The organism is Pseudomonas sp. AAC, from assembly GCF_000725445.1.
In the GTDB taxonomy this organism is placed as follows: Bacteria; Pseudomonadota; Gammaproteobacteria; order Pseudomonadales; family Pseudomonadaceae; genus Pseudomonas; species Pseudomonas citronellolis.
On the sequence record NZ_KL647094.1, the window covers coordinates 641,682 to 665,534 of the forward strand.

The window sequence follows — 23,853 nt, forward strand, 5'->3', positions numbered from 1 at the left end:
CATACGGAGCATACCGGTCAACTGCATTCTCAACCGGGCGTGCCGGAGCCTGGCTTTTCCCCGAAAAAACCCAGCCACCACCGCTTCCTGCTGCTGTTCCTGTTCGTCCTGCCACTGCTGGCGGCGATGGGCGCGGCGCTGCTATACGAGGCGCATACCTCCAAGCTGCAGGCCCGCGAGCTGGCGCGCCTGGCCGGCGAGCTGACCTGGCAGGTCGGCGCCGGTTCCAGCGACCAGGTGGTCTACCCGAAGGACGGCCCCTTCGACCGCCGCCTGGGCTACCTGCAACTGCCGGACTTCCTGCAGCGCCTGCACGACCGCGACTTCGTCACCCTCGACCAGGCGCGCTTCTCCCCTGCCCTGCTGCAATACGCCGGCTACGGCATGTTCCCGCCCTACGCCGAGAAGGCCCAGGCCGGCGTCGACATCAGCGACTGCCGCGGCCTGCCGATCTACAACTTCCGCTACCCGCAGCGGCTCTACGCCAGCTACGACGCCATCGCCCCGCTGATCGTGCAGAGCCTGCTGTACATCGAGAACCGCGACCTGCTCGACGCCAGCCGCCCCTACCTCAACCCGGCCATCGACTGGAGCCGCTTCACCCAGGCCGCCGTGGCCCAGGCCGGGCGCCTGGTCGGCATGGGCAACCACGCCCCCGGCGGCAGCACCCTGGCCACGCAGATCGAGAAGTACCGCCACTCGGTGGACGGGCGCACCAATTCCATCCGCGACAAGCTGCGGCAGATGGCCTCGGCCAGCGTGCGCGCCTACCAGGGCGGCGCCGAGAACCTGCCGGCGCGGCGCAACGTGGTGCTCACCTACCTCAACTCGGTGCCGCTCTCGGCGCAGCCGGGCTACGGCGAGGTCAGCGGCCTGCCCGACGGCCTGTGGATCTGGTATGGCGCCGACTACCAGCAGGTCAACCGCCTGCTCTCCTCGCCCGTCGGCCAGGGCGCCGAGCTCGAGGCCCAGGGCCGGGCGCTGCGCCAGGTGGTGTCGCTGATGATCGCCCACCGCCGCCCGTCCTATTACCTGGCGCGCGGGCGCAAGCCGCTGGGCGAGCTGACCGACAGCTACCTGCGCCTGCTGGCCCAGGCCGGGGTGATCGAGGCGCCGCTGCGCGATGCCGCCCTGGCCCAGCGCCTGGAGTTCCGCGACCCGCAGAACCAGCCGACGGTGCAGCCGCTGGAGCCGAACAAGGGCGTGAGCCTGGCCCGCACCCGCCTGGCGGGCATGCTCAACGTGCCGCTGTATGACCTGGACCGCCTCGACCTGAGCTTCAGCACCACCCTGCAGGACGAGTTGCAGAACAAGGTCAGCGCCTACCTCAAGCAACTGGCCGACGCGGACTTCGCCTCGCAGATCGGCCTGTTCGGCGAGCACCTGCTGTCCAAGGACAAGACCGCCGACGTGCGCTACAGCTTCGTGCTGTTCGAGCGCACCGCCGACGGCAACCGCGTGCGCGTGCAGACCGACAGCACCGACCAGCCCTTCGACATCAACGAGGGCAGCAAGCTGGAGCTGGGTTCCACCGCCAAGCTGCGGGTGCTGTCCAACTACCTGGAGCGCATCGCCGACCAGTACCGCGCCTACAACGGCAAGCCCGCCGCCGAGCTGCGCAAGGTGCCGGTGGAGCCGCTGGACTTCATCAGCCGCTGGTCCATCGACTACCTGATCGCCAACCCCAACGCCGACCTCTCGGCCATGCTCGCCGCGGCCATGCAGCGCAAGTACTCGGCCAGCCCCTACGAGAGCTTCTTCACCGGCGGCGGCGTGCACACCTTCTCCAACTTCCGCCGGGAGGACAACGGGCGCATCCCCACCCTGCTCGAAGCGCTGCGCGAATCCATCAACCTGCCCTTCGTGCGCCTGCTGCGCGACCTGGTGCGCCACGACATGTACCAGAAGGACGGCAACAAGCTGACCGTGCTGCAGGACGACAAGGACCCGCGCCGCCAGCTGTACCTGGACCGCTTCGTCGACCAGGAGAGCCGCGTCTACCTGCTGCGCTTCTGGCAGAAGTACCGCGGGCAGAACGCCGCCGAGCGCCTGGACACCTTCCTCGACGGCCTGCGCCCGTGGCCGGTGCGCCTGGCGGCGATCCACCGCTACCTGCAGCCCCAGGCCGACCAGGCGACCTTCGCCGCCTTCCTCCAGGACCGCCTGAAGCAGAGCCACTACACCGGCGAGAAGCTCACCGACAAACGCATCGCCGACCTCTACAAGCGCTACGGCCCCGGCGCCTTCGACCTCAACGACCAGGGCTACGTGGCCCGCGTGCACCCGCTGGAGTTGTGGCTGCTGGGCTACCTGCAGCGCCAGCCCCAGGCCAGCTTCGCCGACGCGGTGGCCGCCAGCAATGCCGAGCGCAAGCAGGTCTACGGCTGGCTGTACAAGTCGCGCTACAAGGCCGCCCGCGACAAGCGCATCCGCATCATGCTGGAGGTGGAGGCCTTCCTCGACATCCACCAGCAGTGGAAGCAGTTGGGCTACCCCTTCGACCACCTGGTGCCCTCGCTGGCCACCGCCCTGGGCAGCTCCGGCGACCGCCCGGCGGCGCTGGCCGAGCTGATGGGCATCATCCTCAACGACGGTATCCGCCTGCCCACCCTGCGCATCGACAGCCTGCACTTCGCCGCCGGCACGCCCTACGAGGTGAGCCTGGCGCCGCAGGCCAACGTCGGCACCCGGGTGATGACCTCGGAGGTGGCCAGCACCCTGCGCGACTCGCTGTCCCAGGTGGTCGACCAGGGCACCGCGCGGCGGCTGTCCGGCAGCTTCCGCCGCGACGACGGCAGCCCGCTGGTGATGGGCGGCAAGACCGGCACCGGCGACAACCGCATCGAAAGCTTCACCCGCGGCGGGGCGGTGAAGAGTTCGCGCTCGCTGAACCGCACCGCGACCTTCGTGTTCTACCTCGGCCCGCGGCACTTCGGCACCCTCACCGCCTACGTGGCCGGCAGCGCGTCGAGCAACTTCAAGTTCACCTCGGCGCTGCCGGTGCAGGTGCTCAAGGGCATGGCGCCGATGCTGCAGCACTACCTGGAGCCGGGCACCGAGTGCCACGCGCCCCAGGACACCCTGCGGGTGAGCTGGCTATGAGGCCGCGCGCCGCCGCGGCCTGAACCCGGGAAAGGCCAGGGAAGCACGGCGCCAAGGGTTCGGCGCCGGGAGGTCCGGCCGGCCGTCAGCATGACCTGGCGCGGCGCCCCTTGCCGCGCGGGTCCGGAGCCGGAGGGCACCGCCATGCCGCGCCGCCATGGGAACCTCAGGGACCAGGAACAGGCGCTGCTGCGCCAGCGCCGCGCCCAGGCCGGCATCGACGTGCCGAGCGACTTCAGCTGGGGCCTGGCCCTCTCCGGCGGCGGCGTGCGCAGCGCCACCTTCAACTTCGGCCTGCTGCGGGCGCTGGCGAAGAACCACGTGCTCAAACGCTTCGACTACCTGTCCACGGTGTCCGGCGGCGGCTACGTCGGCGCCATGCTCGGCCGCCTGTACGGCCCCGCCCAGGGCGCCCGCGAGGTGGAGAACGGCCTGGCGGCGGACGACTCGCTGCTGCTCTGGTGGCTGCGCAACAACGGCCGCTACCTGGCCCCGGCCGGCGGCCGCGACCTGCTGATGGCCGGCGCCTCGATGCTCCGTGGCTTCATGGCCACCCAACTGGAGATCGGCATCCTGCTGCTGTGCATCGGCATGTTCACGGTGCTGCCCCACGTGCTGCTGGCGCTGCTGGGCACGCCGCCGGTGTTCCTCGGCAACCTCTGGTCGCTGTGGTTCCTCGCCGTGCCGCTGTTGCTGCTGGCCGCCGGGGCGCTGTGCTGGGCCTACTGGTTCAGCCGCGACCGCCAGGACCACGCCCTGCGCGACCTGCTCTCGGTGCTGCTGGCCCTGCTCGCCGCGCTGGCCCTGGCGGTGCAGGGCCTGTGGCCGCAGTTGCAGAGCGACATCGAGCTGGGTCCGCGGCTGCTGGCCTACGCCGTTCTGGTCGGCGCGCTGCTGATCGCCCCGCTGGGCTGGCTGCTGCGCCTGCCGCTGCGCGCCTGCCCGCCGGAGCAGCAGCGCCTGCGCCTGACCCACTGGCTGGGCTGGGTGCTGCTGGGCGGCGCCGGGGTGTTGCTGCTGGGCGTTTGCGAGGCGGCGACCTGGCACTTGGTCGTGCGCCTGCGCGAGAGCGGCAACTTCACCCTCATTTCCTCCAGCGTGCTGGGCTCCACGGGCCTTGCCGTGGTGCTGCTGCGCGCCCTGCTGCCGACGCTGCTGGAGCGCCTGCGCCAGCAGGGCCTGCCGAGCGCCTACGGCAGCCAGCTGGCCAACCTGCTGGGCCTGGCCCTGCTGGCGTTCCTGCTGCTGGCCTGGCTGACGCTGCTGCAGGCCTTCCTCTACCTGGGCGGCAACCTGCTCAGCCCCGGCGCAGCCATGCAGCCCTGGCTGCCGCTGCTGTACTGGGCCCTGGTGCTGGCCGCGCTGGGCTTCTACATCGGCATCAGCGGCGCCAACCTCACCCAGCTGAACCTCGCCTCGCTGCACTACTTCTACCGCTCGCGCCTGGCCCGCACCTACGTCGCGGTGGCCAACCACGGCGGCCCCGAGGCGCGCTTCCCGGCCTCGCTGCTGGTACCGGCCGAGCGCCGGCTGATCGAGGGCATCGAGTCGCTGCGGGAGATACTGCCCGGCGACGACGTGGCCCTGGCCGACTACCAGCCGCACGCCTACGGCGGGCCGCTGCACCTGATCAACTGCTGCATCAACCAGACCCTCGACGATCGCACCCACAGCTACAACGCCGACCGCAAGGGCGTGGCCCTGACCGTCAGCGCCCTGGGCGTGGAGACCGGCACCCACGGCCCGCGGCCGCCCCAGGGCCTGGAGCGCAGCAGCCTGGCGCAATGGGCGACCATCTCCGGCGCCGCGCTGAGCACCGGCATGGGCTCGCGCACCAGCGCCGGGCTGGCCGCGCTGGTGTTCATGACCGGCCTGCGCCTGGGCTTCTGGCTGCCCAACCCGACCCGCGCCGCCGAGACCGGCTGGCGCGCGCGCCTGGCCAAGTACCTGGCCACCCGCGCCGAGATGCTCGCCCAGTTCCCCGGCCTGCGCGCGCCCTTCTGGTACCTGTCCGACGGCGGCCACTTCGACAACAGCGGCGTCTACGCCCTGCTCAAGCGCGAGGTCGACCTGATCGTCGCCAGCGACTGCGGCGCCGACCCGCGCTACCTGTTCGAGGACCTGGAGAACCTGGTGCGCAAGGCCAAGATCGACTACGACGCCGACATCGAGTTCATCGACCCGGCCAGCCTGGCACGGGTCTCCGCCGGCGACGCGCGCACCCTGCTGTTCGGCACCCCGGAGTCCATCTCGCCGGATTGCGGCCGCGAATACCTGCTGCTGGCGCGCATCACCTACGCCAGCCACAGGCGCGGCACCCTGCTGGTGGTCAAGCCGCACCGCTGCGATTCGCCGCTGCTGGAACTGCCCTTCGATCTGGTGGGCTACGCCGACCGCAACCCGGCCTTCCCGCAGCAGGGCACCGACGACCAGTTCTTCGACGAAAGCCAGTGGGAGGCCTACCACCAACTGGGCCTGGCGCTGGGCTCGGTGCTCAGCCGCGACTTCCTCCAGCGCCTGCCGGGCTGGGCCGACCTGGCCAGCATCGTGACCCTCACCGCGGTCGGCCAGCCGGCCCCGGCCAACGGCCCGAACCGCCGCCAGCGCATCGCCCAGAACGTGCGCACCACCCTCGGCGTGGGCCTCTCCGCCAGCCTGGTGGTGGCGCTCTGGCAGGGCCTGGAGCAATACCGCGGCAACATCGCCGACAGCGAGTCGAAGTACGCCAGCCAACTGGAGGCCATCGCCGACCTCTACGCCAAGGGCAACAAGGTCAGCGACGCCCTGCGCACGCGCATCGGCCACCTGGAGAACTTCGCCAGCCGCAACGGCCTGTCGGTGGAGTTCGCCAGCGACATGCGCACCCTGTTCGAGCGCGCCAGCACGGCCTGCGCCAGCGGCGCCGAGTCGGCCGACTGCAACTACCTGCGCCAGCTCACCAGCGACCCGCACCCCAACAGCCCGGTGCAGCAATACTGGTTCGGCTTCACCCCGCTGCCGGAAGACAACCCGGCGCTGGCCAGCGCCCCGCCGCCGCCCCCTCCGCCGCCAGCCGCGGCGCCGGCATCACCGCCTGTCAGCGCCGAGATGACGCCACCACCCGCCGTCACGGCCGGCGCCCCGCCCGCACCCGCACCCGCAGCAGAGCCGATGACCAACCCCTGCATGCGCGAAGGCAGGCGGCCGGTGGTGCTCTACACGCAGATCTACTCGGCCGACGAGCAACGCACGGCGCGGGACTTCCTCAAGCTGCTGGAAGGCAGCGGCATCAGCACCCCGGGCATCGAGAACGTGGTCAGCGCCGCCGCCCGCCGCGGTTCGCCGCCGCCATTGCCCTGGCCGCGGCCGACCTTCATCTACCACGCCCGCCGCGACGGCGAATGCGCCCGCTGGCTGGCGCAGAAGTTCAGCGACAAGGCCGTGGCCCTGCCGCTGGCGGCAAGCCTGCAGGCCTCGCCCGGGGTCATCGAGTTCTGGCTGCCGGCGCAGGCGAAGCCCAATTGAGGTGGCGCCGGGGTGCTCTTCGTAGGATCGAGGGGGACGCCTAGTTCTTGCTCGCGAACAAACACGGTGCCATGCGGTTCGCGAGCAAGCTCGCTCCTACGAGAAGCCATGTGCACCGGTATGGTCCGCGATAGCCGGGAGGTATCGGCGCGATTCGCGGATGAGATCCTACGCCACGCCATTCCCCTGTAATTGGATGGACTCACCCTCACCGAGGCGTCGAGGCGCCACGGTGGCGGTCTAAGAAGCCACCGACAGTGAGGGTGAATCCATGAAAAAGCATACGACGATGAATAAGCCGGTGTCTGCAACCGATGTATCGGTGTGCACGACAGTCGCCGTGGATCTGGCGAAAAAGGTCTTCCAGGTGGCGGGGGAAGACGCCCAGGGTCAACTGGCATACGAACAGCGAATCAAGTCGCGTGAAGCGTTTCAGGTGTTTCTGCAGAAGCTGCCGGAGGGCGTGACGGTGCTGATGGAGACCGGTCCTGGAGCACAAGCCTGGGCCCGGCTGCTGCAGGCGCAGGGCAACCTGGTGCGTATCCTGCCGGCCCAGCGGGTGGCCGAGCACCGGAGCGGAGCGAAGAATGATCGCAATGATGCCCACGCCATTCTGCGGGCGGGCCGGGATAGCAGTATTGCGTCGGTGCCGGTGAAGAGCGTCGCGGCACTGGCGATGCAGGCCTGGCACCGTGTCCGGCGGGGCTATGTGCGGCGGCGCACCGCCATGGGTAATCAGATCCGCGGGCTGCTGCTGGAGCAGGGTATCGCCCTGGCGCAGGGGGATGTGGGCTTGAAGCAAGGTGTCACCCGGGTGCTGGAAGACGCTAGACAGCCGTTGCCGGCGCTGCTGCGCGAGCTGATCGACGAGATGCTGAACGAATGGAAACGGCTGGGCGAGCGTATCGCCGCGCTGACCGGGCGTCTGGAAGCCTGTGCCGCCGCCGACCCGACAGCCAAACGGCTGATGACGGTACGTGGTATCGGTCCGATCACGGCTACGGCCTTGCTGGCCAAACAGGTCGAGCCGGAACGTTTCGCCAATGCGCGTCAGTTCGCTGCCTACTTCGGCATCGTGCCCGACCAGCACAGCAGCGGGCAGAAGGTGCGGCTGGGCAAGATGACCAAACGTGGCGACGCCTATGTGCGCAGCCTGATGGTCGTAGGCTCGCATGCGGTGTTGAAGCAACTGCGGCCCGATTCCGAACACCCGGATGATCGGCGCCTGCAGCGCTGGCTACAACGTCTGGGGCGCAAGGGCGCGGCAGTGCGACTGGCCAACCGCAACCTGCGTATCGCCTGGGTGCTGCTGTGCAGCGAACAAACCTACCAGCGCAAGCCGAATGCTTGCCGGGAGATGGAAATGAGCCACTGATCAACGAGTTCCCGCCAACGGGGCGCCAAGTCGCTCCAACCCTTGCTGAAGAACATTGACCCCTGGTCAGACCGTCGCGGATCGATGCCTACGCTCCTACCGGCCTTCGAGGCCTCTTTGTAATCGGCATTCCGCGGGCTTACCCAATGTTGGCCAGAAGCCCGACGTGGCTTCCTCGAACAGGCCTAATACATAGATGCAGTCGGGTTTTCATGTTCAAAAGCGGGTTGACGGTGGGGGTGAGTCCATACATAGGAGCGCGCCCTGCGCGCGAAATCGCGGGCAGGGCCCGCTCCTACAGGTTGCCGGGAGGCACGGTATCCGCCCCCCGTAGGAGCGGACCTTGTCCGCGATAGCCGGACGCCCCGGCGCGATTCGCGGATGAGATCCTACGCCGCCCCACCCGCGCCATTCCCCTGTAGGAGCGCGCCCTGCGCGCGAATCGCGGGCAAGGCCCGCGGGAGGCACGGTATCCCCCCGTAGGAGCGGACCTTGTCCGCGATAGCCGGACATACCGGCGCGATTCGCGGATGAGATCCGCTACGCCGCCCCACCCGCGCCATTCCCCTGTAGGAGCGCGCCCTGCGCGCGAAATCGCGGGCAGGGCCCGCTCCTACAGGTTGCCGGGAGGCACGGTATTCCTCCCCCCGTAGGAGCGGACCTTGTCCGCGATAGCCGGACGCCCCGGCGCGATTCGCGGATGAGATCCCCTACGCTGCCCCACCCGCGTCATTCCCCTGTAGGAGCGCGCCCTGCGCGCGATTTCGCGGGCAGGGCCCGCTCCTACAGGTCGCCGGGGGCCGGGCCATCCGCTCAACCCTTCCTACGCACCATCTGCACGTAGAGCTTCTCCACCTGCTCCCGCGCCCAGGGCGTGCGGCGCAGGAAGGTCAGGCTGGACTTGATGCTGGGCTCGCTCTTGAAGCAACGGATGTCGATGCGCTTGGCCAACCCCTCCCAGCCGTACTGCTCCAGCAGGCGTTCGAGGATGGTCTGCAGGGTCATGCCGTGCAGCGGGTCCTTGGGTTTCTCACTCATGGTCGGGCTTCGTCGTCGGTGCGTAAGTGCGCGCACCTTAGCAGCAAGCCACCAGGCGCGCAGCCCGGGCGCAGACAGGCGCCCGGCGCGCGGCGTAGAATGGCCGCCGCGACCGCCGCAGCCCCCATACCAACAACGACTCCTCTTCGCCCGCCCGCACCCGGCCCTTTGCCGCCGGGGCATCACGCGTGGCCGGGGGACTCGGCCTGAGCCCCACCCTCACTCAGGATTCCCATGCACACCGCGCAAGACACCCGCACCGGCAGTTGGCTGAACGTCATCGCCCTGGCCATCGCCGCCTTCATCTTCAACACCACCGAGTTCGTCCCGGTGGGCCTGCTCAGCGACATCGGCCGCAGCTTCGACATGCGCCCGGAACAGGCCGGGCTGATGCTCACCCTGTACGCCTGGGTGGTGTCGCTCACCTCGCTGCCGCTGATGCTGGCCACGCGCAACATGGAGCGGCGGCGCCTGCTGGTGGCGATCTTCTGCCTGTTCATCGGCAGCCACCTGCTCTCCGGCGTCGCCTGGAGCTTCACCACGCTGATGCTCAGCCGCTTCGGCATCGCCTTCGCCCACGCGGTGTTCTGGTCGATCACCGCATCCCTGGCGGTGCGCGTGGCGCCGCCGGGCCAGCAGGCCAAGGCCCTGGGCCTGCTGGCCACCGGCACCATCCTGGCGATGGTCCTGGGCATTCCCCTGGGCCGCGTGCTCGGCGAGGCCATGGGCTGGCGCGCGACCTTCCTGGCCATCGCCGGCGTCTCGCTGGTGGTGGTGCTCTGGCTGGCCCGCGCGCTGCCGCTGCTGCCCAGCCAGAACTCCGGCTCGCTGCGCAGCCTGCCGCTGTTGCTGCGGCGCCCGGCGCTGGTGGCGCTGTACGTGCTCACCGTGCTGGTGATCACCGCGCAGTTCACCGCCTACAGCTACATCGAGCCCTTCGCCCGCGAAGTGGCCGCCCTGGACAGCCAGCGCACCACCCTGCTGCTCCTGCTGTTCGGCGGCGCCGGGCTGTTCGGCTCGATCCTCTTCAGCCGCTACAGCGAACGCTTCCCGCGCGGCTTCCCGTGCCTGACCATCGCCGTGCTCGGCAGCTGCCTGCTGCTGCTCCTGCCGCTGGCCCGCGAGCCCCTGGCGCTGCTCGGCCTGAGCCTGTTCTGGGGCGCCGCCATTCTGTGCTTCGGCCTGGCCCTGCAGGCCAAGGTGCTGCAACTGGCCCACGACGCCACCGACGTGGCCATGGCCATGTTCTCCGGGCTGTACAACGTCGGCATCGGCGGCGGCGCGCTGCTCGGCAGCCGGGTGGTCGGCGGCATCGGCCTGGCGCAGATCGGCAACGTCGGCGGCGCCCTGGCCATGGCCGGCCTGGCGCTGTGCCTGTTCGCCTGCTGGCGCTATGCCGAGGCGCTGCGCAACGGGCACCCATGAAAAAGGCCGCGGCCCCTTGCGGGACCGCGGCCTTGGCTACCGCTCAGCGGATCAGCGGCCGGCGGCGGGAGCCGAGGCCGGCAGGTGGGCCTCGCCGTACTCCGCCTCGGCTTCGTCGAAGCGCTGCTGCATGGCCCTGGACGGGGCCGGGCCGAGCAGGCTGAAGACCACGATGGCGACGCTGGCGAACAGGAAGCCGGGGATGATCTCGTACAGGCCGAGCCAGCCGAACTGCTTCCAGACGATCACGGTCACCGCGCCGACCAGCATGCCGGCCAGGGCGCCGTTGCGGTTCATGCGCTTCCACAGCACCGAGAACAGCACCAGCGGGCCGAAGGCGGCGCCGAAGCCGGCCCAGGCGTAGGACACCAGGCCCAGCACGCGGTTTTCCGGGTTGGCCGCCAGGGCGATGGCGATCAGCGCCACCAGCAGCACCATGGCGCGGCCGACCCAGACCAGCTCGAGCTGGCTGGCGTTCTTGCGCAGGAAGGCCTTGTAGAAGTCTTCGGTCAGCGCCGAGGAGCACACCAGCAGCTGGCAGCTCAGGGTGCTCATCACCGCGGCGAGGATGGCCGACAGCAGCACGCCGGCGATCCACGGGTTGAACAGGATCTTCGCCAGCTCGATGAAGATGCGCTCATGGTTCTCGGTGACCGCGCCGGCCTGCTCCGGGTTGGCCTGGAAGTAGGCGATGCCGAAGAAGCCCACGGCCACGGCGCCGCCCAGGCAGAGGATCATCCAGGTCATGGAGATGCGGCGCGCGGCCGGGATCGACTTGACCGAGTCGGCGGCCATGAAGCGCGCCAGGATGTGCGGCTGGCCGAAGTAGCCCAGGCCCCAGGCCATCAGCGAGATCACGCCGATGAAGGAGGCGCCCTTGAGCATGTCGAAGTTGGCCGCGTCCTTCAGCTCGATGGCGGCGAAGGTCGGCTCCACGCCACCGGTGGCGAACAGCACGATGATCGGGGTGAGGATCAGCGCGAAGATCATCAGCGAGGCCTGCACGGTGTCGGTCCAGCTCACCGCCAGGAAGCCGCCGACGAAGGTGTAGGCGATGGTCGCGGCGGCGCCGGCCCACAGGGCGGTCTCGTAGGACATGCCGAAGGTGCTTTCGAACAGGCGGGCGCCGGCGACGATGCCCGAGGCGCAGTAGATGGTGAAGAACACCAGGATCACCACCGCCGAGAGCACGCGCAGGATGCGGCTGTTGTCCTCGAAGCGGTTGGTGAAGTAGTCGGGGAGCGTCAGCGCGTTGCCGTTGTGCTCGGTGTGCACGCGCAGGCGCCCGGCGACGAACAGCCAGTTCAGGTAGGCGCCGACGATCAGGCCGATGGCGATCCAGCTTTCGGAGATGCCGGAGAGGTAGATCGCCCCCGGCAGGCCCATCAGCAACCAGCCGCTCATGTCCGAGGCACCGGCCGACAGGGCCGTGACGAAGCTGCCGAGGCTGCGGCCGCCGAGGATGTAGTCGGAGAAGTTGTTGGTGGAACGGTAGGCGGCGAATCCGATCAGGACCATAGCCGCGATGTAGATCACGAACGTGACCAGTGTTGGCGTGTTGACGCTCATGGGGGCTCCCCTGAAGCTTGTTTTTATCCAGGCCCGGTGGGTAATCCGGGCCCTTGCTCGTCGGGGCCGGCGCGGTTGGCGTCGGTCCCCCTGCCGTGCCCTTCGGCACGGCGGGGCGGCAGCGGCCCTGCGCAAGCTCCGCTACCACCCCTGTCGCCACCCGTCGCGGTTGCACCACGCGGGCGGCTGATTCTTCGGCGCCCCCTCACCGTCCCGGGGCAGCCGTCGCCACATTGCCCGGCGCACGTCCGGGGACACGCGCGGGCGGCGGATTCTAGCGCAAGGAAAAGCCCTTGTTGCACCGAATCGCCGAACGGTTGCACTCAAGGTGCAACCCGGATGGACGAATGGCGGAATCTAGTGGCACCCTGCCCCGGCATTCTTGCGAAAAGCTCTGGACTTGTTGCGAAAAACTCCAGGACGCCCGTCCTTCACAGCCAACGGCTAGCACTTTCGGATCTGAAAGCACTTGATTTTCAAACCACAGGGAATGTTATGTTATAACAATATAAATCAAGGCCACCCCACCGAGCGACCCGCCAAGCCCCTGCCTAGAGCCTTCGCGCAGCCCGGATCGCCACGGGAGGGGCGCGTTCTGCCCGAAAAAACCAAGGAGCCCCCGATGTCCACGTCCCGCCCCCTGCCCCGCTGGCCACTCGCGCCGCTGACCCTCGCGCTGTTTGCCGTTCCCGCGCTCGCCGACACCCGCCCTGCCGAGCTGCAGCCCCAGGTGATCACCGCCAACCCGCTGGGTGAGGTGCAACCCGCCGCGCCCAGCAGCGTGCTGCAGGGCGACGACCTGACGCTGCGCCAGAAAGGCAGCCTGGGCGAGACCCTCGACGGCCTGCCGGGGGTGTCCTCCACCTGGTTCGGCCCCGGCGCCAGCCGGCCGATCATCCGCGGCATGGACGGCGACCGCATCCGCCTGCTGCGCAACGGCGTGGGCGCGCTGGATGCCTCGTCGCTGTCCTACGACCACGCGGTGCCGGAAGACCCCAACGTGGTCGAGCGCATCGAAGTGGTCCGTGGCCCGGCCGCCCTGCTCTACGGCGGCAACGCCATCGGCGGGGTGGTCAACAGCTTCGACAACCGCATCCCCAGCGAAGCGGTGGACGGCGTCCACGGCCGCGGCGAGCTGCGCTACGGCGGCGCCGACACCACCCGCAGCGCCGCCGGCGCGGTGGAAGCCGGCGACGGCAACTTCGCCCTGCACCTGGACGCCGGCTCCCGCGAGTTCAACGACCTGCGCATCCCCGGCTACGCCCATTCCCGCGCCCAGCGCGCGATCGACGGCGACGACTCCAGGCACCGCGTCGAGAACAGCGACGGCCGCCAGGACAGCGGCGCCATCGGCGGCAGCTACCACTGGGACCACGGCTACGCCGGGCTTTCCTACAGCGGCTACGACGGCAACTACGGCTCCCCCGCCGAGGACGACGTGCGCCTGAAGATGCAGCAGGACCGCTACGCCTTCGCCTCGGAGATCCGCGACTTGGAAGGCCCGTTCAGCTCGGTGAAGCTGGACGCCGCCTACACCGAGTACCAGCACAAGGAGATCGAGGGCGGCGAGACCGGCACCACCTTCAAGAACGACGGCTACGAGGCGCGCATCGAGGCCCGCCACAAGCCGCTGGGCCCGCTCGAAGGCGTGGTCGGCGCGCAGGTGGCCAACAGCCGCTTCTCGGCCCTGGGCGAAGAGGCCTTCGTGCCGCATACCGAAACCGACAGCGCGGCGCTGTTCTTCCTGGAGAACTGGCAGGCCACCGAGCGCCTGGCGCTGAGCTTCGGCGGCCGCGTCGAACACAGCCGCATCGACCCCGACGCCAAGGACAACGAGCGCTTCGCCGAGAACGACGGCAGCCGCAGCTTCACCGCCGGCAGCCTGTCCTCCGGCGCGGTGTACCAGTTGACGCCGATCTGGGCGCTGGCCGCTACCCTCAGCTACACCGAACGCGCGCCGACCTTCTACGAGCTGTACGCCAACGGCCCGCACGCGGCCACCGGCACCTACGAGGTGGGCGACGCCGATGCGGACAAGGAAAAGGCGGTGTCCACCGACCTGGCCCTGCGCTTCGACAACGGCATCCACAAGGGCAGCGTCGGCGTGTTCTACAGCCGCTTCTCCAACTACATCGGCCTGCTCGCCAGCGGCCGCTACCGCGACGAGGAAGGCGAGGTGGTCGCCGCCGACAGCGACGAGGCTCTGCCGGAATACCTCTACAGCGGTGTGCGCGCGGAGTTCTACGGCGTCGAGGCGCAGGACCGCATCCACCTGCTGGAAAGCCCCTACGGCAACTTCGACCTGGAACTGTCCGGCGACTACACCCGGGCGAAGAACCGCGACACCGGCCAGCCGCTGCCGCGCATCGCCCCGCTGCGCCTGAACAGCGCGCTGATCTGGGAACTGCAGCAATGGCAGGCGCGCCTGGAAGTGGAACACGCAGCCTCCCAGCACCGCGTGCCGGACGAAGAACTCTCCACCGACGGCTACACCACCCTGGGCGCCAGCGTCGGCTACAGGTTCGACATGGGCGGCAGCCAGTGGCTGGCCTTCGTCAAGGGCGAGAACCTGACCAACCAGACGGTGCGCTACGCCAGCTCGATCCTGCGCGACAGCGTGCCGGCGGCGGGTCGGGGCATCGAGGCGGGGGTGAAGGTGGCGTTCTGATGGAGCGCGGCAAGGCGCTCTTCGTAGGATGGGTTGAGCGAAGCGATACCCATCGCCGGCCCTGCCGGCGCAATCGCGGATGAATCCGCTCCTACAGGGGAATGCCGTGCCTCACCGCGAACTGTAGGAGCGGGCCCTGCCCGCGATGGGGGCTACCCGGCGGCATCGGCGTCTTGGATTGACGCCGCTCCCTCTCCCCAGCCCTCGGCTGCACGCCCGGCCCTCAAGGGAGAGGGGGCCGTTCGGCGTTGTCCTGAACCATTGGTTCGCGAGCAAAAACAGAAGGCCCCGGTTCCTCACGAAACCGGGGCCTTCGTTCAAGCGCAAAACCGCGCCGTTACTGCCGCATCCCCCGCCCGCTCACCAGCAGGCGGATGCAGAAGAAGTACAGGATCACCGTCGCCACCAGCATGAAGATCAGCGCCGTGCCGATCTGGATGTCCGACACCCCGAGGATGCCGTAGCGGAAGGCGTTGACCATGTGCAGGATGGGGTTGGCCAGCGATACCGTCTGCCAGAACTCCGGCAGCATGTGGATGGAGTAGAACACCCCGCCCAGGTAGGTCAGCGGCGTCAGCACGAAGGTCGGGATGATCGAGATATCGTCGAAGTTGCGCGCGTACACCGCGTTGACGAAGCCGCCCATGGAGAAGATGGTGGCCGTCAGCACCACCACCAGCACGGTGATGCCCAGGTGGTGCACCTGCAGCTTGGTGAAGAACAGCGACAGCGCCGTGACGATGACGCCCACCGCCAGCCCGCGCAACACGCCGCCCACGGTGTAGCCGAGAAGGATGGTGTGCGGCGACACCGGCGACACCAGCAGCTCCTCGATGGAGCGCTGGAACTTGCTGCCGAAGAAGCTCGACACCACGTTGCCGTAGGCGTTGGTGATCACCGACATCATGATCAGCCCCGGCACTATGTACTGCATGTAGCTGAAGCCGCCCATGCCGCCGATCTGCCGGCCGATCAGGTTGCCGAAGATGACGAAGTACAGAACCATGGTGATCGCCGGGGGCAGCAGGGTCTGCGGCCAGATTCGGGTGAAGCGGCGGACTTCGCGGTAGACGATGGTGTTCAGGGCCACCCAGTTGGCGCGCAGCTCGCTCATACCGCCACCTTCGACAGGTTCTTCTCGACCAGCGACACGAACAGCTCCTCCAGACGGTTGGTCTTGTTGCGCAGGCTCAGCACCTCGATGCCCTGCCCGTTCAGCTGGGCGAACAGGCCGTTGATGCCGGCCGCCTTGTCCACCTGCACCTCCAGGGTGTGGTCGTCCAGCAGCCGCGCCGGGTAGCCGGGCAGTTGCGGGAGCTGGGCCACGGCGCCCTTGAGGTCGAGCACGAAGGTCTCCACGTGCAGCTGGGTCAGCAGCTTGCGCATGCTGGTGTTCTCGACGATGGTGCCGTGGTCGATGATCGCGATGTTGCGGCAGAGCTGCTCGGCCTCCTCCAGGTAGTGGGTGGTGAGGATGATGCTGATGCCCTGCTGGTTCAGTTCGGTGAGGAAGTTCCACATCGAGCGGCGCAGCTCGATGTCCACCCCGGCGGTGGGCTCGTCGAGGATCAGCAGGCGCGGCTCGTGGATCAGCGCGCGGGCGATCATCAGCCGGCGCTTCATGCCGCCGGAAAGCTCGCGCGAGGCCGAGTTGCGCTTGTCCCACAGGCCCAGCTGGTTGAGGTACTTCTCGGCGCGCTCCTTGGCGATCTTCGCCGGAATGCCGTAGTAGCCGGCCTGGGTCACGACGATGTCGAAGACCTTCTCGAACTGGTTGAAGTTGAACTCCTGGGGCACCACGCCCAGGCAGCGCTTGACCTTCAGCGGCTCGCGGTCGAGGTCGTGGCCGAACACCGTGACCGTGCCGCTGGTCTTGTTCACCAGGGTGGAAAGAATGCCGATGGTGGTGGACTTGCCGGCGCCGTTGGGGCCGAGCAAGGCGAAGAAATCGCCCTCGGCGACGTCCAGGTCGATGCCCTTGAGGGCCTGGAAACCGTTGCCGTAGGTTTTCGTCAGTTGACGGAGGGTAAGCGCGGAACTCATGGAATTTCCCGTGGCTGGGCGGCGCATGAAAATGGAACAGCTAGATAAGGGCCGGCGCCGGCAATTGCAACCTTCACCGGCGCCGCGGTCGGCTCAGGTCAGCTCGGTCATCACCGCGCTGCGGTAGGCCGGGCGCTCGCGCAGGCGGGCATACCAGGCCTCCAGGTGCGGCATCGGCGGGCGCTGGATGGGCATCTCGAACCAGGCGTAGATGAAGCTGCCCAGGGGGATGTCGCCCATGCCGAAGCGCTCGCCGGACAAGTATGGCTGGCGCCCCAGGGCCTGCTCGGGCACCGCCAGGGCCGTCACGCAGGCCTCGATGCCGGCGGCGATGGCCGCTTCGTCACGCTGCTCCGGCGGGGTGCGCAGGGTACCCCAGAACACCGTGCGGAAGGGCCCGGCGAAGGTCGAGGTGGTCCAGTCCATCCACTTCTCGGCGCTGGCGCGCTGCTGCAGGTCCTGCGGGTAGAGGCTGTCGGGCGCGTACTTCGCCGCCAGGTAGCGGACGATGGCGTTGGATTCCCAGAGCACGAAGTCGCCATCCTCCAGGGTCGGCACCACGCCGTTGGGGTTGAGCGCGCGGTAGGCCGGCTCGTTCACCACGCCGAAGGCGCCGCCGGCGTCGATGCGCTGGTAGGCCACCGCGGCCTCCTCGGCGCACCACAGCGCCTTGCGCACGTTGGAGGAATTCTTGCGGCCCCAGATTTTCAGCATGGCGTGCAGCCTCTTCTTGTTTGGCGGGTGAACGCGGCCGCGGCAGGTCGGCCGGTGAATCCAAGCACCCTACCGGTCGGCGCGGCAAGAAGAAAGGCGTGCGGACTGATGATGACTATCGATTGCCTTCATGCTTCGGCGCTTCGGCCTGCATGTCGCCGGATAGCGGCGTGGGGCCGGCGTCGAACAGGTGCGGGTAGCAGGCCCGCAGATGGCCGAAGAACAGGTCCTCGGGGACGTCGGCGAACTGGCCGTGGTCGCACAGGTACTCCATGTGCCGCCGGCCGCCCTGGTCGAATTCGTGGAAGACGCTGTCCTGGCGCCCGTCGAATTCCAGCGGCAGCACGCCGAAGGCCTCGCACAGCTCGCGGTTGAAGGCCGGCGTGGCCTTGACCCAGCGGCCGTCGAGGAACAGCTCGGTGTAGCCGTGCATGGCGAACACCTCGCTGCGCAGCATCTCCACCATGCGCCCGCTGGCCAGGTGGTTCTTCACGTCGGCCAGGCCGATGCGCGCGGGGATGCCGCAATGCCGGGCGCATGCCGCCAGCAGCGCGGCCTTGGGCACGCAGTAGGACTGCCCGGCCTGCAGCGCGTGGCTGGCCTTGAGCGTCTGCGCATCGAGGCTGAACACATAGGGGTTGTAGCGGATGCCGTCGCGCACCGCGTAGTACAGCGCCACCGCCTGCTCGCGCGGCTGCGGCGAGTCGCCACGGTGCCTTTGGGCGAACTCGATCACCGCGGGGTGGTCACTATCCAGGTAGCGGCCGGGTTCGAGGTAAGCCTGCATGGGGAATCTCCTTCACGGTTCCAGCCAGTCTAAACAGCCCGTCCGCGCACCGTGGAGGACGATCCGGCCAAGCTCGCCGAGGAAGGCGCCAACACCCGGCTAAGCTGTGAGGGATCGCCCCGTCGTTCGTCATGGAGGAAAGTGCATGTCGTTGCTCTGGTTGATCGTTCTCGTGCTCGGCGTCGCCTGGCTGGCCCACCGGCGCGTGGCGCCGGCCCCGGCGCTGGGCATAGTCGCCGTCTATCTCATCTTCATGGGCCTGTTCAGCCACGCCCACGGCTGGATGATCCTGCTCTGGCTGCCCTGGCTGGCGGTGGCCGCCGCCCTGGCCCTGCCCGACCTGCGCCGCAAGCTGTTCAGCGGCCCGCTGTACGCCTGGTTCAAACAGGTGCTGCCGCCGATGTCCGACACCGAGCGCGAGGCCATCGAGGCCGGCACCGTGTGGTGGGACGGCGACCTGTTCAGCGGCCGCCCGGACTGGAGCAAGCTGCTGGGCGCCCCGGCGCCGCAGCTGAGCGAGGAGGAACAGGCCTTCATCGACGGCCCCACCGAACAGCTCTGCGCCATGGTCGACGACTGGGACATTTCCCGGCGCATGGACCTGCCGCCCGAGGCCTGGGCCTTCATCAAGGAACAGGGCTTCTTCGGCCTGATCATCCCCAGGGAATACGGCGGCAAGGGCTTCTCCGCCTTCGCCCACTCCCAGGTGGTGATGAAGCTGGCCAGCCGCAGCGGCGACCTGGCCTCCACCGTGATGGTGCCCAACTCCCTGGGCCCGGCCGAGCTGCTGCTGCACTACGGCACCGACGAGCAGCGCCAGCGCTACCTGCCGGGCCTGGCGCGCGGCGAGGAAATCCCCTGCTTCGGCCTGACCAGCCCGCAGGCCGGCTCCGACGCCGGCGGCATGACCGACATCGGCATCGTCTGCAAGGGCCAGTGGCAGGGCGAGGAAGTGCTCGGCCTGCGCCTGACCTGGGAGAAGCGCTACATCACCCTGGGCCCGGTGGCCACCCTGCTCGGCCTGGCCTTCAAGTGCCACGACCCGGACCACCTGCTGGGCGGCGAGGAAGACCTGGGCATCACTCTGGCCCTGGTGCCCACCGACACCCCCGGGGTGGAGATCGGCCGGCGCCACGTGCCCCTGGGCGCGGCCTTCATGAACGGGCCGAACTCGGGCAAGGACGTGTTCCTGCCGCTGGACTGCATCATCGGCGGCCAGGCGATGATCGGCAAAGGCTGGATGATGCTGATGAACTGCCTGTCGGTGGGCCGCTCCATCTCCCTGCCGGCGGTGGGCACCAGCGCGGCCAAGGGCTGCAGCTACAGCAGCGCGCGCTACGCGCAGATCCGCGAGCAGTTCAACGTGCCCATCGGCGCCTTCGAGGGCATCCAGGAAGCCCTCGGGCGCATCGGCGGCAACGCCTGGATGATGGACTGCGCGCGCATCCTCACCGCCCACGCGGTGGACCTGGGCGAGAAGCCCTCGGTCCTGTCGGCCATCCTCAAGTACCACCTCACCGAGCGCGGCCGCGAATGCATCAGCCACGCCATGGACATCCACGGCGGCAAGGGCATCATCCTCGGCCCGCGCAACTACCTGGGCCGCGCCTGGCAGACGGCGCCGATCTTCATCACCGTGGAAGGCGCCAACATCCTCTCGCGCAACCTGATGATCTTCGGCCAGGGTGCCATCCGCTGCCATCCCTTCGTGCTCAGGGAGATGGCCCTGGCCCAGCAGGAAGACCAGGCCCACGCCGCCCACGAGTTCGACCGCCTGCTGCTGCGGCACATCGGCTTCGCGGTGAGCAACGCCGCCAGCAGCCTGCTGCTGGGCCTGGGCTTCGGCCGCTTCGACCACGTGCCCGGCGACCGCCTGACGCGCCCCTACTTCCGCGCGGTGAACCGCCTGGCGGCCAGCTTCGCCATGCTCGCCGACTTCAGCATGATGCTGCTGGGCGGCGAACTGAAGCGCAAGGAACGCCTCTCGGCGCGCCTGGGCGATGCCCTCAGCCACCTCTACCTGGCCTCGGCGGCGCTCAAGCGCTACCACGACCTGAACCACGCCGAGCACCTGCAACCGCTGCTGCGCTGGGCCCTGGAGGAGAACCTGGCGAAGGCCGAGGAAGCCCTGGCCGCCCTGCTGGAGAACTTCCCCAACCGCTGCGTCGGCTGCCTGCTCAAGCTCCTGGTGTTCCCCCTGGGCCGCCGCCACAAGGGCCCGAGCGATGCGCTGGACGCGGAGATCGCCGGCATCCTCGGCCGCCCGCTGGACGACCCGGCGCTGCAGGCGATCCTCTACGGCGCCTTCCTGCCCACGGCGCAAGACGACCCGCTGGCCGACCTGGAGCGCGCCTTCACCGCCCTGCGCGAGGTAGCGCCCCTGCAGAAACAGCTGCACAAGGCGCTCAAGGAAGGCAAGGTGCGCCCGGTGCCCGGCCAGTCGCCGATCGACGCCGCGGTGGCCGCGCGTGTGCTGGACGAAGACCAGGGCCAGCAGCTGCACGCCGCGGAGAAGGCCCGGCGCCAGGTGATCGACGTCGACGACTTCGCCAAGGAGGAACTCGGCCAGCCCGGCAAGGTCTGACCAGCCAGAACCCTTCCCTACCCCATGAAGGGAGCAGTACGCCAAGGGCGCCGACACGGCGCCCTTGGCGTTTTCGCCCCGGGGGCTGCCAGTGCCGGCGGATGGGTGCACACTGGCAGGCAAAGGCAACCGGGAGAACGCCCATGCGCATCCTGCCCATCCTTCTCGTCGGCCTGGCCCTGGCAACCACGGCGCAGGCCGATTCCTGGCTCTACCCCAGCCGCAACAGCCCGCCACCGGCGCCGCTGGTCGACCTGGACGCGCAACAGCAGCAGATCGACAACCTGCAGCGCCAGGCCGAACAGCGCCGCGCGCAGCAGCAGGACCAGCGCCTGCAGTACGAAGACCAGCGCCTGCAGCTCAAGCAGCAACAGCTCAAGGACCAGCAGCAGGCCCTGGAGCGCCAGCGCCAGCAACAGCGCCTGCAGGACCAGACCATCGAGCGCCAGCGCACCGACCTGCAGCAGTTCCGCCTGCAGCAACAACAGCAGCAGCTCGACATGCAGCGGCGGATGATCGACAACCAGCGCCGGCAGACGCAGTCGCGGCCGCTGCGCTGAACGGCGCCGCGCGGCGGGGCCGGTGAAACCCCTATATACTCCGCCCCCGTTTCAGCCGTTTCCGCAGAGGACCCCACCATGGCCAGCGCCTACCTTGACCACCACCTCGCCCTGCTGCAGCACCTGCGCATGATCCTCGGCGCCCTGGGCGAAGCCGAGCAGGTCCCGGAGGAGAACCACGGCCTGTTCCTCGAACGCTTCGACGAACTGCTGCAGGAACTGCCGCGCGACCCGGTGGGCGCCCAGTACCTGGGCCAGGACCTGATTTCCCAGACCTTCCACCGCTACCCGCAGATCGCCCACCTGGTGCCGCGCGACCTGCTGTGGTTCTTCGGCGGCGACTGCCTGCACTTCATGCCCGACGAAGAGATCGACCTGTACCAGCAACTGGACGAACGCCGCTTCGCCGCCGAGGAAAACGGCGAGCCCTTCGACTGGAACAAGGAAAAGGCTTTGCTGGCGCTGCCGGAAGACTCGGCCAAGCATTGAGCCGGCGCAATCGCGGATACGGGGACACCGCGTAGGGCGCATAACGCCTACGGCGTTATCCGCCGTTTGGCCTCGGCCCCCGGCGGTTCCGGGGTTGGCCTGGGCATTGGCAGGGAAGCACGATCGTAGGAGCAACTGTCTTGCGCCGAGGTGCTCTTCGTAGGATGGGTTGAGCTTGCGAAACCCATGCTGTTGCGGCGATGGGTATCGCTTCGCTCAACGCCATCCTACGAAAAGCCGTGCTTCCTGGAACCGTAGGAGGACTCCGTCCGCGATCCGGCCGCCAGGCCGCCCTACCCCTCCTCCGGCACCCGTATCCGGTGGCAATCCTTGATCTCCCGCAGCGCCAGGGTCGACTGGATCGACGCGATGCCCGGCTGTTTGCGCAGCACCTTCTCGACGAACTCCGCATAGGCGTCCAGGTCCTTCTCCAGCACCTGCAGGAGAAAGTCCGCATCGCCGGTGATCTTATGGCAAGCCAGCACTTCCGGCAGGTCGCGCACGGTCGCCTCGAAGCGGTCCGAGGCATCGTCGGAGTGGGCGGCGAAGCGCACGTGGACGAAGGCCAGGATATCCAGGCCCAGGCGCCGGCGGTCGAGGTTGGCCTGGTAGTCGCGGATGTAGCCCTCCTCCTCCAGGCGCTTGCGCCGCCGCCAGCAGGGCGTCACGCTCAGCGCCAGGCGCTCGCTCAGTTCGGCGTTGGACAGGCTGGCGTCCTCCTGCAACAGGCGCAGCATCGCCAGGTCGGTGGCATCCAGGTCGGCCACGCTGGAATTTCTTTTCTTCATTCCTCTCATCCTGAGTCTGTCTTTGCGCAGAAGCCTAGCCCATGCAGTCAGAAAGCACAGTTATTCCCGGCCAGCGGCATAGACTGACCCCAGGCGCCCGATGAACGCGCGGCGCTCCCACTCAGGAGGATGGCAGCATGACCCGTTATCTGGATGTGCAGGACGTTGGCCGACTGCTCGGCGAGATCGGCCCGGGCGCGGCCATCCGCGCCATGGCCGGCTACATCGAGGCCGACTACCGACGCTGGGATGAATTCACCAAGTGCGCCCGCGTCGCCAACCACTCCGCCCTCGGCGTGATCGAACTGATGCCCGCCGACGACGGCAAGCTGTATGCCTTCAAGTACGTCAACGGCCACCCGAAGAACCACCGCGTCGACCTGCCCACGGTGATGGCCTTCGGCGTGCTGGCCACGGTGGACACCGGCTACCCGCTGCTGCTCGGCGAACTGACGCTGACCACCGCCGTGCGCACCGCCGCCACCTCGGCGCTGTTCGCCGGCTGCCTGGCCCGCCCCGACGCCCGCCGCATGGCGCTGATCGGCAACGGCGCGCAGAGCGAGTTCCAGGCCATCGCCTTCCACGAGCTGCTGGGCATCGAGGAAATCCGCCTGTTCGACATCGACCCGGCGGCCACCGCCAAGCTGCAGCGCAACCTCGCCGGCCTTCCCGGCCTGAAGCTGATAGTCGCCGACTCGGTGCGTGAAGCGGTGCGCGGCGCCGACATCGTCACCACGGTCACCGCCGACAAGACCAACGCCACCATCCTCACGGCCGACATGCTCGAACCGGGCATGCACATCAACGCCGTGGGCGGCGACTGCCCGGGCAAGACCGAACTGCAGGCCGAAGTGCTGGAGCGCGCGCGGGTGATAGTCGAGTTCGAACCTCAGACCCGCATCGAAGGCGACATCCAGCAGATGCCGGCGGACTTCCCGGTGATCGAGTTCCAACGCATCCTCGCCGGCGCCGCCGAGGGCCGGCAGAACGCCGAGCAGATCACCGTGTTCGACTCGGTGGGCTTCGCCCTGGAAGACTTCTCCGCCCTGCGCTGGCAGCACGACGCGGCGCGCGAACGCGGCATCGGCCGCGACATCGAGCTGGTGCCGCGGCCGCAGGACCCGAAGGACCTGTTCGGCCTGCTCCGGCAGCCCCAGGGCCAGGCCCTGCGCGCCGTGCGCTGAGCCGGGCGCGCCAGGGCAAGGGC

Annotated in this window: 16 protein-coding genes; 9 read left to right on the forward strand and 7 right to left on the reverse strand. The window is 68.8% G+C overall.

The window, feature by feature from the left end:
- Window positions 1-90 precede the first annotated feature (90 nt).
- The 3 genes from FG99_RS02545 (at window position 91) to FG99_RS02555 (ending at window position 7,981) form a co-directional block, all read left to right on the forward strand.
- The gene (locus tag FG99_RS02545) at window positions 91-3,102 is read left to right on the forward strand and encodes a transglycosylase domain-containing protein (protein WP_043267919.1); all 3,012 of its coding nucleotides are present in this window, start codon (window positions 91-93) and stop codon (window positions 3,100-3,102) included.
- A gap of 144 nt (window positions 3,103-3,246) precedes the next feature.
- A complete protein-coding gene (locus FG99_RS02550; RefSeq protein ID WP_043267100.1) occupies window positions 3,247-6,606 on the forward strand; it encodes a patatin-like phospholipase family protein in 3,360 nt (1,119 codons plus the stop codon).
- 289 nt (window positions 6,607-6,895) lie between these two features.
- Window positions 6,896-7,981, forward strand: coding sequence for an IS110 family RNA-guided transposase (locus FG99_RS02555; RefSeq protein ID WP_081884568.1), 1,086 nt, complete (start codon window positions 6,896-6,898; stop codon window positions 7,979-7,981).
- Window positions 7,982-8,794: 813 nt separating this feature from the next.
- Here FG99_RS02555 and FG99_RS02560 read toward each other — a convergent pair.
- Window positions 8,795-9,019 (reverse strand): VF530 family protein, encoded by a 225-nt coding sequence (locus tag FG99_RS02560; protein ID WP_043267106.1) that lies wholly within the window; start codon window positions 9,017-9,019, stop codon window positions 8,795-8,797.
- Between the two features lie 234 nt (window positions 9,020-9,253).
- Here FG99_RS02560 and FG99_RS02565 point away from each other — a divergent pair, with 234 nt between their 5' ends.
- Window positions 9,254-10,444, forward strand: a complete 1,191-nt coding sequence (locus FG99_RS02565) for a sugar transporter (protein ID WP_043267108.1) — start codon at window positions 9,254-9,256, stop codon at window positions 10,442-10,444.
- Window positions 10,445-10,495: 51 nt separating this feature from the next.
- Here FG99_RS02565 and putP read toward each other — a convergent pair whose 3' ends face one another.
- Window positions 10,496-12,013 (reverse strand): sodium/proline symporter PutP, encoded by a 1,518-nt coding sequence (putP, locus tag FG99_RS02570; RefSeq protein ID WP_009618943.1) that lies wholly within the window; start codon window positions 12,011-12,013, stop codon window positions 10,496-10,498.
- Window positions 12,014-12,635: 622 nt separating this feature from the next.
- On the opposite strand from putP, the gene FG99_RS02575 reads away from it, so the two are divergent.
- Window positions 12,636-14,681 (forward strand): TonB-dependent receptor, encoded by a 2,046-nt coding sequence (locus FG99_RS02575; RefSeq protein ID WP_043267111.1) that lies wholly within the window; start codon window positions 12,636-12,638, stop codon window positions 14,679-14,681.
- A gap of 337 nt (window positions 14,682-15,018) precedes the next feature.
- On the opposite strand, the gene FG99_RS02580 is transcribed toward FG99_RS02575, so the two are convergent.
- The 4 genes from FG99_RS02580 to FG99_RS02595 form a co-directional block, all read right to left on the reverse strand.
- Window positions 15,019-15,795: an ABC transporter permease gene (locus FG99_RS02580; protein WP_009618941.1), complete on the reverse strand. Its 777-nt coding sequence runs from the start codon at window positions 15,793-15,795 to the stop codon at window positions 15,019-15,021.
- Entirely contained in the window at window positions 15,792-16,724 is a 933-nt protein-coding gene (locus FG99_RS02585) for an ABC transporter ATP-binding protein (RefSeq protein ID WP_009618940.1), read from the reverse strand. Before FG99_RS02585 ends, FG99_RS02580 begins: the two co-directional genes overlap by 4 nt.
- Window positions 16,725-16,817: 93 nt before the next feature.
- Window positions 16,818-17,438: a glutathione S-transferase family protein gene (locus FG99_RS02590; RefSeq protein ID WP_009618939.1), complete on the reverse strand. Its 621-nt coding sequence runs from the start codon at window positions 17,436-17,438 to the stop codon at window positions 16,818-16,820.
- Window positions 17,439-17,553: 115 nt separating this feature from the next.
- Window positions 17,554-18,225: a transglutaminase-like domain-containing protein gene (locus FG99_RS02595; protein ID WP_043267113.1), complete on the reverse strand. Its 672-nt coding sequence runs from the start codon at window positions 18,223-18,225 to the stop codon at window positions 17,554-17,556.
- 145 nt (window positions 18,226-18,370) lie between these two features.
- Between FG99_RS02595 and FG99_RS02600 the strand changes: the two genes are divergently transcribed.
- The 3 genes from FG99_RS02600 to FG99_RS02610 all read left to right on the forward strand — a co-directional run bounded on the left by FG99_RS02600 (window position 18,371) and on the right by FG99_RS02610 (window position 21,858).
- Window positions 18,371-20,809: an acyl-CoA dehydrogenase gene (locus FG99_RS02600; RefSeq protein ID WP_043267115.1), complete on the forward strand. Its 2,439-nt coding sequence runs from the start codon at window positions 18,371-18,373 to the stop codon at window positions 20,807-20,809.
- Between the two features lie 143 nt (window positions 20,810-20,952).
- Entirely contained in the window at window positions 20,953-21,369 is a 417-nt protein-coding gene (locus FG99_RS02605) for a PA2816 family glutamine-rich protein (protein ID WP_043267117.1), read from the forward strand.
- A 78-nt stretch (window positions 21,370-21,447) separates the two neighbouring features.
- Window positions 21,448-21,858, forward strand: a complete 411-nt coding sequence (locus tag FG99_RS02610; protein ID WP_043267118.1) for a PA2817 family protein — start codon at window positions 21,448-21,450, stop codon at window positions 21,856-21,858.
- A gap of 293 nt (window positions 21,859-22,151) precedes the next feature.
- On the opposite strand, the gene FG99_RS02615 is transcribed toward FG99_RS02610, so the two are convergent.
- On the reverse strand, window positions 22,152-22,646 hold the full coding sequence (locus tag FG99_RS02615) for an Lrp/AsnC family transcriptional regulator (RefSeq protein ID WP_009618932.1): 495 nt from the start codon (window positions 22,644-22,646) through the stop codon (window positions 22,152-22,154).
- 137 nt (window positions 22,647-22,783) lie between these two features.
- Between FG99_RS02615 and FG99_RS02620 the strand changes: the two genes are divergently transcribed.
- Window positions 22,784-23,830 carry an ornithine cyclodeaminase gene (locus tag FG99_RS02620; RefSeq protein WP_043267120.1) on the forward strand — a complete coding sequence of 349 codons (1,047 nt, stop codon included), beginning with the start codon at window positions 22,784-22,786 and terminating at the stop codon, window positions 23,828-23,830.
- The last annotated feature ends 23 nt before the right edge of the window (window positions 23,831-23,853 follow it).